This window comes from Streptomyces sp. NPDC054961, assembly GCF_053609145.1.
Genome location: NZ_JBSGWY010000047.1, coordinates 37,835 through 47,640, shown reverse-complemented (window position 1 = coordinate 47,640; position 9,806 = coordinate 37,835). Strand labels below are relative to the sequence as shown.

General features: G+C 68.8%; 10 protein-coding genes. 9 read left to right on the top strand and 1 reads right to left on the bottom strand.

Translation table 11 applies throughout. The features are described 5' to 3' along the window. Positions 1–307: 307 nt before the first annotated feature. The 5 genes from dop to prcA all read left to right on the top strand — a co-directional run bounded on the left by dop (position 308) and on the right by prcA (position 4,472). Positions 308–1,819, top strand: coding sequence for a depupylase/deamidase Dop (gene dop, locus ACWF9Z_RS30985; RefSeq protein ID WP_453607611.1), 1,512 nt, complete (start codon positions 308–310; stop codon positions 1,817–1,819). Between the two features lie 211 nt (positions 1,820–2,030). Next, positions 2,031–2,243, top strand: coding sequence for a ubiquitin-like protein Pup (locus tag ACWF9Z_RS30980; RefSeq protein ID WP_133898495.1), 213 nt, complete (start codon positions 2,031–2,033; stop codon positions 2,241–2,243). A gap of 354 nt (positions 2,244–2,597) precedes the next feature. Then, complete coding sequence (locus tag ACWF9Z_RS30975; protein WP_453607608.1) at positions 2,598–2,870, top strand: endonuclease VII domain-containing protein; 273 nt, start codon at positions 2,598–2,600, stop codon at positions 2,868–2,870. Further along, positions 2,822–3,661, top strand: coding sequence for a proteasome subunit beta (gene prcB, locus ACWF9Z_RS30970; protein WP_453607605.1), 840 nt, complete (start codon positions 2,822–2,824; stop codon positions 3,659–3,661). Before ACWF9Z_RS30975 ends, prcB begins: the two co-directional genes overlap by 49 nt. A 46-nt stretch (positions 3,662–3,707) precedes the next feature. Continuing rightward, entirely contained in the window at positions 3,708–4,472 is a 765-nt protein-coding gene (prcA, locus tag ACWF9Z_RS30965) for a proteasome subunit alpha (RefSeq protein WP_453607603.1), read from the top strand. A gap of 54 nt (positions 4,473–4,526) precedes the next feature. On the opposite strand, the gene ACWF9Z_RS30960 is transcribed toward prcA, so the two are convergent. Then, on the bottom strand, positions 4,527–5,525 hold the full coding sequence (locus ACWF9Z_RS30960) for a LacI family DNA-binding transcriptional regulator (RefSeq protein ID WP_453607600.1): 999 nt from the start codon (positions 5,523–5,525) through the stop codon (positions 4,527–4,529). Between the two features lie 147 nt (positions 5,526–5,672). On the opposite strand from ACWF9Z_RS30960, the gene ACWF9Z_RS30955 reads away from it, so the two are divergent. From ACWF9Z_RS30955 to ACWF9Z_RS30940, 4 genes are all read left to right on the top strand, one after another. Next, a complete protein-coding gene (locus ACWF9Z_RS30955; RefSeq protein WP_453607597.1) occupies positions 5,673–6,935 on the top strand; it encodes an MFS transporter in 1,263 nt (420 codons plus the stop codon). 9 nt (positions 6,936–6,944) lie between these two features. Continuing rightward, positions 6,945–8,306: a Pup--protein ligase gene (gene pafA / locus ACWF9Z_RS30950; RefSeq protein WP_214948088.1), complete on the top strand. Its 1,362-nt coding sequence runs from the start codon at positions 6,945–6,947 to the stop codon at positions 8,304–8,306. A 136-nt stretch (positions 8,307–8,442) separates the two neighbouring features. Further along, positions 8,443–9,372, top strand: coding sequence for an FKBP-type peptidyl-prolyl cis-trans isomerase (locus tag ACWF9Z_RS30945; protein ID WP_453607594.1), 930 nt, complete (start codon positions 8,443–8,445; stop codon positions 9,370–9,372). A 46-nt stretch (positions 9,373–9,418) separates the two neighbouring features. Further along, complete coding sequence (locus ACWF9Z_RS30940) at positions 9,419–9,796, top strand: FKBP-type peptidyl-prolyl cis-trans isomerase (RefSeq protein ID WP_453607592.1); 378 nt, start codon at positions 9,419–9,421, stop codon at positions 9,794–9,796. The last annotated feature ends 10 nt before the right edge of the window (positions 9,797–9,806 follow it).

The following is a 9,806-nucleotide window of genomic DNA, read 5'->3' as shown; positions in this document are numbered from 1 at the left end:
GCCCCCACCCGTCACACACAAGCCCCCGGGGCCCAACACCCTGAATTAACCACAACCCCCGGGGGGGGGGGGGGGGCCCCCCCCCGGCCCCCCCCCCCCCGCCTGTTTTACCGACTGCTCTTTTCAGCCGGTGACCGGTCGAATTCAATGACCGAAATGATCTCCCCACCAGCGCGGAGTGGTTCTAGGCTCTTCCGTACCGCAGGTCGCGCAGTGCGGGGACGGGCACCGCACACGACGCATCGGAGCACCAGCGGTACTTGAGCGCCGCTCCCGCACGGGAGCGCCGCCGGGCAAGGAGGGCCGCATGACCGTACGGCGAGTAATGGGGATCGAGACGGAGTACGGGATCTCCGTCCCGGGGCACCCGAACGCCAATGCCATGCTCACCTCGTCCCAGATCGTCAACGCCTACGCGGCGGCGATGCACCGGGCGCGACGCGCCCGCTGGGACTTCGAGGAGGAGAACCCGCTGCGGGACGCCCGCGGCTTCGACCTCGCCCGCGAGGCCGCCGACAACAGCCAGCTCACCGACGAGGACATCGGCCTCGCCAACGTCATCCTCACCAACGGCGCACGCCTCTACGTGGACCACGCCCACCCCGAATACAGCTCGCCGGAGATCACCAACCCGCTCGACGCCGTCCTCTGGGACAAGGCCGGCGAGCGGATCATGGCGGAGGCGGCCGTCCGGGCCGCCCAGCTCCCCGGGGCCCAGCCCATCCACCTCTACAAGAACAACACCGACAACAAGGGCGCCTCCTACGGCACGCACGAGAACTACCTGATGAAGCGGGAGACCCCCTTCTCGGACATCGTGCGCCACCTCACCCCCTTCTTCGTCTCGCGCATCGTCTTCACCGGCGCCGGCCGCGTCGGCATCGGCCAGGACGGCCGCGAACACGGCTTCCAGATCAGCCAGCGCGCCGACTACTTCGAAGTCGAGGTCGGCCTCGAGACCACCCTCAAGCGCCCCATCATCAACACCCGCGACGAACCCCACTCGGACGCCGAGAAGTACCGCCGGCTCCACGTGATCATCGGCGACGCCAACCTCTCCGAGATCTCCACCTACCTCAAGCTCGGCACGACCGCACTCGTCCTGTCCATGATCGAAGACGGCTACATCAACGTCGACCTCGCCGTGGACCAGCCCGTGCGCACCCTGCACCAGGTTTCCCACGACCCCGACCTGCACCACCTGATCACGCTGCGCAGCGGCCGCACGCTGACCGCCGTACAACTCCAGATGGAGTACTTCGAGCTGGCCAGGAAGTACGTGGAGGAGCGTTTCGGCTCCGACGCGGACGAGCAGACCAAGGACGTACTGGCCCGCTGGGAGGACGTACTGGGCCGGCTGGAGACCGACCCGATGGGCCTGTCCGGGGAGCTCGACTGGATCGCGAAGCGGGAGATCCTGGAGGGCTACCGGCGCCGGGACGGACTGGGCTGGGACGCGGCGCGGCTGCACCTGGTGGACCTGCAGTACGCGGACGTACGGCCTGACAAGGGGCTGTACAACCGCCTGGTGGCCCGCGGCAAGATGAAGCGGCTGCTGGACGAGACCGCGGTGGAACGGGCGCAGGGCAAGCCCCCGGAGGACACCCGGGCGTACTTCCGGGGCCGCTGCCTGGAGCAGTACGCGGACGACGTGGCCGCGGCCTCCTGGGACTCGGTGATCTTCGACCTGCCCGGCCACGACTCGCTCCAGCGGGTCCCGACGCTGGAACCGCTCCGGGGGACGAGGGCCCACGTGAAGGAGCTCCTGGACCGGTGCCGGACGGCGCAGGACCTGGTGCGGGTGCTTTCGGGGCGCTGAGCCCCTTCGATCGATCGCCCGTCGGGGGCTGAAAGGCCCCCGACCTGGGAATCATGAAGACACCCGGGCGTTCCGCGGGATTTTCTGAACAAGTACGGCGACGAATGTCGGAGCCTCCTTGTAGGGTCCGACGTAGGGTCTGATCTTGAGGGATCCCGAATTCCCGGGGTCTCTCCGTGTGAGCGTGCGAACCGAGCGGGGTGAGCTAGACATGGCGACCAAGGACACCGGCGGCGGACAGCAGAAGGCGCAGCGCTCGACCGAGGAGGTCGAGGAGGCCGCGGTCGAAGAATCGACCGACCTCAAGGAGCGACAGGAAAAGCTCTCGGACGACGTCGACTCGGTACTCGACGAAATCGATGATGTGCTCGAGGAGAATGCCGAGGACTTCGTGCGGTCGTTCGTGCAAAAAGGTGGCCAGTAGGGCCATTTGACCTTCGAATCGAAGGCGGGGGCGGGGTTGTTCTCCGAGGGTACGAAGCGGTGTTCTCGATGCAAGCAGGACAGACCGCGAGCGGAATTCCAGAGCAACCGCTCGTCACCTGATGGATTACAGGCCTATTGCCGCACGTGCTCGGCGGAGTACTACAAGGAGCGCCAAGAGGCGAAGGGGCGGACGGTGCGGCAGAAGGTTGCCGTCCCGTCCGGCCGCAAGCGGTGTCCCCGGTGTGAGGAGATTAAGCCGCACTCGGAATGGGAAGCGAACAAGACCACATCGGATGGGTGGTCTAGTTACTGCCGCACATGCAGGGCGAAGCGGAACCGAGCGAGCTACTTCATGCGTAAATACGGCATCACCGAAGCCGAACGCGACGAGATGATCGCGGCTCAGGGTGGAGTGTGCGTGATCTGCCAGGAGGGTCCGGCAGAACATGTGGATCACGATCACCAGACGGGTAGGGTCCGGGGCGTGCTGTGCTTTGCCTGCAACGCAGCACTGGGGCAACTCAAGGATCGGCCGGACGTCATACGGCGTGCAGCCGCTTATGTGGAAGGAAACCTGTGGAACCCAACACTCGTAGCACAGGGCGTCTACCGGCAGCCTTCCTGACGCCGGGGTCCTCGTCCTTCATGGACTTCCTGGGCGCGCACCAGCCCGAGATGCTGCCGGGCAACCGGAGGCTCCCGGAGGGGATCGTCGAGGCGCCGCACGGGACGACCATCGTGGCCGCCACCTTCCCCGGCGGGGTCGTCCTCGCCGGTGACCGGCGGGCGACCATGGGGAACATGATCGCGCAGCGGGACATCGAGAAGGTGTTCCCGGCGGACGAGTACTCCGCCGTCGGGATCGCCGGTACGGCCGGTCTGGCCGTGGAGATGGTGAAGCTGTTCCAGCTGGAGCTGGAGCACTTCGAGAAGGTGGAGGGGGCGACCCTGAGCCTGGAGGGCAAGGCGAACCGTCTCTCCACCATGATCCGGAGCAATCTGGGAATGGCGATGCAGGGCCTCGCGGTCGTACCGCTCTTCGCCGGGTACGACGAGGCCAAGGAGAAGGGCCGGATCTTCTCCTACGACGTGACCGGCGGCCGCTCCGAGGAGCACGGGTACGCCGCGACCGGTTCCGGCTCGATCTTCGCGCGCGGCTCCATGAAGAAGCTGTACCACTCGAAGCTGACGGAGGAAGAGGCGACGACGCTCGTCATCCAGGCGTTGTACGACGCCGCCGACGACGACTCGGCGACCGGTGGTCCGGACCTGTACCGCCACATCTACCCCATCGTCACCGTCATGACCGATGAGGGATTCCGCAGGCTGACCGACGAGGAGTCGTCGGAGCTGGCCCGTAAGATCACGAATCGTCGGCTGGAGCAGCCCGACGGCCCGCGCGCCGCCCTGCTCTGACCATCCGTCGCCCCGTAGGAGCCCAGAAGAAAGGGACGGACAGCCGGTGTCGACTCCGTTCTACGTTTCACCGCAGCAGGCGATGGCCGACCGGGCGGAGTACGCCCGCAAGGGCATCGCGCGCGGTCGCAGCCTCGTCGTGATCCAGTACGCCGACGGCATCGTGTTCGTCGGGGAGAACCCCTCTCGCGCGCTGCACAAGTTCAGCGAGATCTACGACCGGATCGGCTTCGCGGCCGCCGGCAAGTACAACGAGTACGAGAACCTGCGGATCGGGGGCGTGCGCTACGCCGATCTGCGCGGATACACCTACGACCGTGACGACGTGACGGCCCGTGGGCTGGCGAACGTCTACGCGCAGACGCTGGGAACGATCTTCTCCAGCGCCGGCGAGAAGCCGTACGAGGTGGAGCTGGTGGTGGCCGAGGTCGGTGCCACGGCCGCGGGCGACCAGATCTACCGGCTGCCGCACGACGGGTCGATCGTGGACGAGCACGGTTCGGTCGCGGTCGGCGGCAACGCCGAGCAGATCAGTACGTTCCTCGATCAGCGGCACCAGGACGGGATGACCCTGTCCGAGGCCCTGAAGCTGGCGGTGCAGGCGCTGTCCAGCCAGGCGAACGGTACGGACAAGACGATTCCGGCCGAGCGGCTGGAGGTGGCGGTGCTGGACCGTACGCGGGGCCAGCAGCGCAAGTTCAAGCGGATCCGGGGACGGCAGCTGTCGCGGCTGCTGGAGGCGGACGTTCCGGCGGCCGTCCAGGCGGACGCCGTCTCGAACGACGAGGCTCCCGACGAGGAAGCCGAGTAGGGATCAGGCGTGTGCAAGCGCCCCCGGCCTCGCGGCCGGGGGCGCTTTCGCGCGTCACGGGGCCGGGGCGGGGCCCGAGGAGTCGCGGACGACGAGTTCGACGGGGAGGTCGGCGGCGGTCCAGGGGGTGCCTTCGAGGACGGCGAGGAGGGCGGTCATGCCCTGTTCGCCGATGCGTTCGGCGGGGAGCCGGACGGTGGTGAGTTCGGGTTCGACGGCGGTGGCGAGGGCGAGGTCGTCGAAGCCGGTGACGGAGAGGTCCTCGGGGACGCGCAGGCCGAGGCGCCGGGCGGCCTTGCAGGCTCCGGCGGCGAGGATGTCGTCGTCGCAGACGATGGCGGTGGGGCGGGCCCCGGGGGCGGCCAGGGCGGCCTCGGTGGCCGTACGGGCGCCGTCCACGGTGAGCGGGGACCGTACGGTGCGCAGTTCGGCGGAGGGGCTCAGGAGGGCGCTCAGGGCTGCGGCGCGGATGTCGAAGGTCCAGGAGTCGACGGCGGAGGCGAGGTGGAGGAAGCGGCGGTGGCCGTGGGCGAGGAGGTGCGCGGTGACCTGGCGCATGCCGTCGGCGATGGCGAGGTTGACATGGGCGGCGGCGGTGCCGGCGGTGGGGTCGCTGTCGAGCATGACGAGGGGGAGTCCGTCGCCGCCCAGGGCTTCGAGGGCGTCGGCGGCCATGGAGGAGGCGATGACTCCGTCGAGGGCGGCGGCGGCGGAGGCGAAGGGGTCGCGGGCGGGGCCGGTGCCGTCGGGGGAGGGGTAGAGGACGACGCCGAAGCCGTGTCGTGCGGCGACGCGGGCGGCGCCGGTGTAGACGCGGGCGAAGAACTCGTTGGTGAGGGCGGGGACGACGAGGAGGGCGGTGCGGGTGGAGCCGAGGCGGAGGTTGCGGGCGGCGAGGTTGGGGCGGTAGCCGAGTTCGGTGGCGGTCCGGCGGACGGTGTCCGCGGTGCGTTCGGAGACGCGGCCGCGCCATTTGTCGCCGAGGACGAGGGAGACGGTGGCCTGGGAGACCCCGGCGGCGGTGGCCACGTCGCGGCTGGTGGGTCTCGTCACACGGTGCTCCTGGAGTGCGAGGTCAGGGGGGTTCGGGGGGTCCGGCGGGGTGGTGGCGTGTGGACCGCCGGGATGGGGCCATGGTACGTATGACGCGTCGCGTTATACGTATTACCCCGGTCGGAACCGGGCAGAAGGGGGGCGGACATGGCCGCGGGGTACGCGGAGCTGCTCAGGACCCGGCACGCCGCGAGGCTGCTGGTGGGCACGCTCATAGGCCGGCTGCCGAACGGCACGGGGCCGATCGCGATCGTGCTGTTCACCCGGGCCGAGGGGGGCAGTTACAGCCTGGCGGGCGCGCTGGCGGCGGTGTACGGGGTGGCCAACGCCGTCGGGCAGCCGCTGCTGGGCCGGGCGGTGGACCTGTACGGGCAGCCGCGGGTGCAGCTGCCGGCTGCGGTCCTCTCGGCGCTGGGCATGGTGTGGCTGGCGGTCGCGGGGACCGGGTCGGCGGTCGCGGCGTACGGGGCGGTCGTGGTCGCGGGGCTGTTTACGCCGCCGCTGGAGGGCGGGCTGCGCGCCTTGTGGCCGAGCGTGCTCGGCGGCAAGGAGGAGCGGGTGCACACGGCGTACGCGATGGACGCGGTGGCGCAGGAGGTCATGTTCACGGTGGGGCCGCTGCTGGTGACCCTGTTCGTGGCGCTGTGGGATCCGGCGGCCGCGCTGCTGGCCATCAACGCGATCGGGGTGCTCGGGGCGCTGTCGGTCGTGGTGTCCGAGCCCTCCCGTACGTGGCGTTCGGCGCCGCGCGAGGCCCACTGGCTGGGGGCCCTGCGGTCGCGGGGGCTGCTGGCGCTGCTGGGCGCCTTCTTCTTCGTGGGGACGGCGCTGGGGTCGATCACGGTGGCGGGCGTGGCGTACGCCGACGGGCACGGGGGCCAGGCGGTCTACGGCTGGCTGATGGCGGCGCTGGGCCTGGGCGCGCTGGTGGGCGGGGTGTTCTACGGGTCCCGGCAGTGGCCGGGGGCGGCGGAGCGGCGGCTGCGGCTGCTCGTGGGGCTGCTGGCGGTCTGTTACCTGCCGCTGATGCTGGTGCCGGGTCCGGTGGCGATGACGGCGCTGACGGCGCTGGCGGGGGTGTTCCTGGCGCCGGCGATCGCGTGCGCGTTCATCGTGGTGGACCGGCACGCTCCGGCGGGGACGGTGACGGAGGCGTTCTCGTGGCTGGTGACGTTCTTCGGCGTGGGGGCGGCGATCGGTACGGCGGCGGCCGGTCCGTCGGTGGAGGCGGGCGGTACGGCGGCCGGTTTCGCGGTGGCGAGCGTGGCCGGGGCCGCGGCGCTGGTGGTGCTGATGGCCACTCAGCGGGTGCTGGGGCGCCCGGCCGCGGGCGGTGCGGTGGCCGGTTCCCGGGAAAATGATCGGAACGACGCTCGCGAACTCGGTTTCAGAACAGAGCAGAAGGCGTAATGTTCAGTCATGGACCGCCGCATTTTCGGGCTGGAGAACGAGTACGGCGTCACGTGCACGTTCAGGGGACAGCGCCGACTGTCTCCTGACGAAGTGGCGCGCTACCTCTTCCGCCGTGTTGTGTCATGGGGCCGCAGCAGCAATGTCTTCCTGCGGAACGGCGCCCGCCTCTACCTCGACGTGGGTTCGCATCCGGAGTATGCAACTCCCGAATGCGACAACCTGATCGAACTGGTCACCCACGACAAGGCCGGCGAGCGCATTCTCGAAGGCCTGCTCGTCGACGCCGAACGCCGCTTGCACGAGGAGGGAATCGCGGGCGACGTCTATCTGTTCAAGAACAACACCGACTCGGCGGGCAACTCGTACGGGTGCCACGAGAACTATCTGGTGGCCCGGCACGGGGAATTCTCGCGGCTCGCGGACATTCTCATCCCGTTCCTCGTCACGCGTCAGCTGATCTGCGGCGCGGGCAAGGTGCTGCAGACGCCCCGGGGCGCGGTCTACTGCGTGAGCCAGCGGGCCGAGCACATCTGGGAGGGCGTCAGCTCGGCCACGACCCGCTCGCGGCCGATCATCAACACGCGGGACGAGCCGCACGCGGACGCCGAGCGCTACCGCCGTCTGCACGTGATCGTGGGCGACTCGAACATGTCCGAGACGACCATGCTGCTCAAGGTCGGGGCGACCGATCTGGTGCTGCGCATGATCGAGGCGGGCACGGTGATGCGGGACCTGACGCTGGAGAACCCGATCCGGGCGATCCGCGAGGTCAGTCACGACATCACCGGTCAGCGCAAGGTGCGGCTGGCGAGCGGCCGGGAGGCCTCCGCGCTGGAGATCCAGCGGGAGTACTACGACAAGGCGGTGGACTTCGCCGAGCGCCGGGGCATCCGTACCGGTGTCGTCGACCAGGTGCTGGAGCTGTGGGGCCGGACCCTCGACGCGATCGAGGCGGAGGACCTGGACCGGATCGGGACCGAGATCGACTGGGTCATGAAGTACCAGCTGATCGAGCGGTACCGGGCCAAGCACAACATGACCATGTCGAATCCGCGCGTGGCTCAGATAGACCTCGCGTACCACGACATCCATCGTCGGCGCGGGCTGTACTACCTGCTGGAGCGCAAGGGGCAGGCGGCGCGGATCTGCAACGACCTCAAGATCTTCGAGGGCAAGTCGGTGCCTCCGCAGACGACGAGGGCGCGGCTGCGCGGTGACTTCATCCGCCGTGCGCAGGAGCAGCGGCGGGACTTCACGGTCGACTGGGTGCATCTGAAGCTCAATGACCAGGCGCAGCGGACGGTGCTGTGCAAGGACCCGTTCCGGTCGGTGGACGACCGGGTGGAGAAGCTGATCGCGGGGATGTAGGAGCCGCCTTCGGCCGCTGTCGCGGTGTGTGACGTGGCACTGATCTGAGACGGGGCCCCGTACGAATCTCGTACGGGGCCCTGTGCACGCCTTAGAGTGGCGGCGACCTATGTGCCGTCTGAGATCTGAGGAACACGTGCGCCGACTTGCCGGCCTGCTAGTCGTACCCCTTCTGCTGCTTTCGACAGCGGCCTGTGGTGACAGCGGCTCCGAGATGAAGAACGGGGTGCCCGCGATCACGAAGGGCGCCAAGTTCGGGGAGACTCCCACCCTGTCGAAGGGGTCGGGCACCCCGCCGAAGGAACTGAAGGTGGTGACCCTCAGCGAGGGCGACGGCCCGGTGCTGAAGAAGGGCGATGTCGCCCAGGTCAACTACGTCGGCCAGGTCTGGGACGGCAAGGAGCCGTTCGACCAGAGCTTCGGCAAGGGCAAGCCGTTCGACGTGACCATCGGGGCGGGCCAGGTCATCAAGGGCTGGGACCAGGGCCTCGAGGGCAAGAAGGTCGGCAGCCGTCTGGAGCTGGTGATTCCGCCGGACCTGGGCTACGGCGAGCAGGGCTCGCCCCCGAAGATCAAGCCGAACGCCACGCTGGTCTTCGTCGTGGACATCGTCAAGGGCACCTCCATCCCGCCGTCGGCCACGGGCAAGGAGGTCGCGCAGGACAACAAGGACCTCCCCAAGGTCGGTACGAACACGGACGGCAAGGAAGTGGCCGTGACCGTCCCGAAGGACGTCGCGCCGCCGGCCAAGCTCGTCTCGAACTACGTGCTCGAGGGTGACGGCGCGGCCGTCAAGGACACCGACAACGTCGTGGTCAAGTTCAACGGCAAGACGTGGAAGGACGACAAGACCTTCGAGAGCACGTACGCCACCGACCAGTCGGTGACGTGGCCGATGGAGCAGCTTTCGGTCAAGGGTCTGAAGGAAGGCCTGATCGGCAAGAAGGCCGGCAGCCGTGTCCTGCTGGTCATCCCGCCGGACATGGGCTTCGGGGACAAGGAGCAGGGCACCATCCCGGCGAACTCGACGCTGGTCTTCAGCCTCGACATCCTCGCGGTGATGTAAGACTGTCCAGGTTGTCCCCCTGTTCGTACGTTTGAGGAGCAGTACCGTGAGCGACAAGCTCGAGAAGCCCGAGATCGACTTCCCCGACGGCCCGGTCCCCGCCGACCTCGTCATCGAGGACATCTGGGAGGGCGAGGGCGCCGAGGCCAAGGCCGGTTCCCTCGTCTCCGTCCACTACGTGGGCGTGGCCTTCTCCACCGGTGAGGAATTCGACGCGTCCTGGAACCGCGGCACCCCGCTGCAGTTCAAGCTCGGTGTCGGCCAGGTCATCTCCGGCTGGGACCAGGGCGTCCAGGGCATGAAGGTCGGCGGCCGTCGCAAGCTGACGATCCCGGCCCACCTCGCGTACGGCGACCGTGGCGCCGGCGGCGCCATCAAGCCGGGTGAGACGCTGATCTTCGTGTGCGACCTGGTCAACGCCTGATCGCCACGCC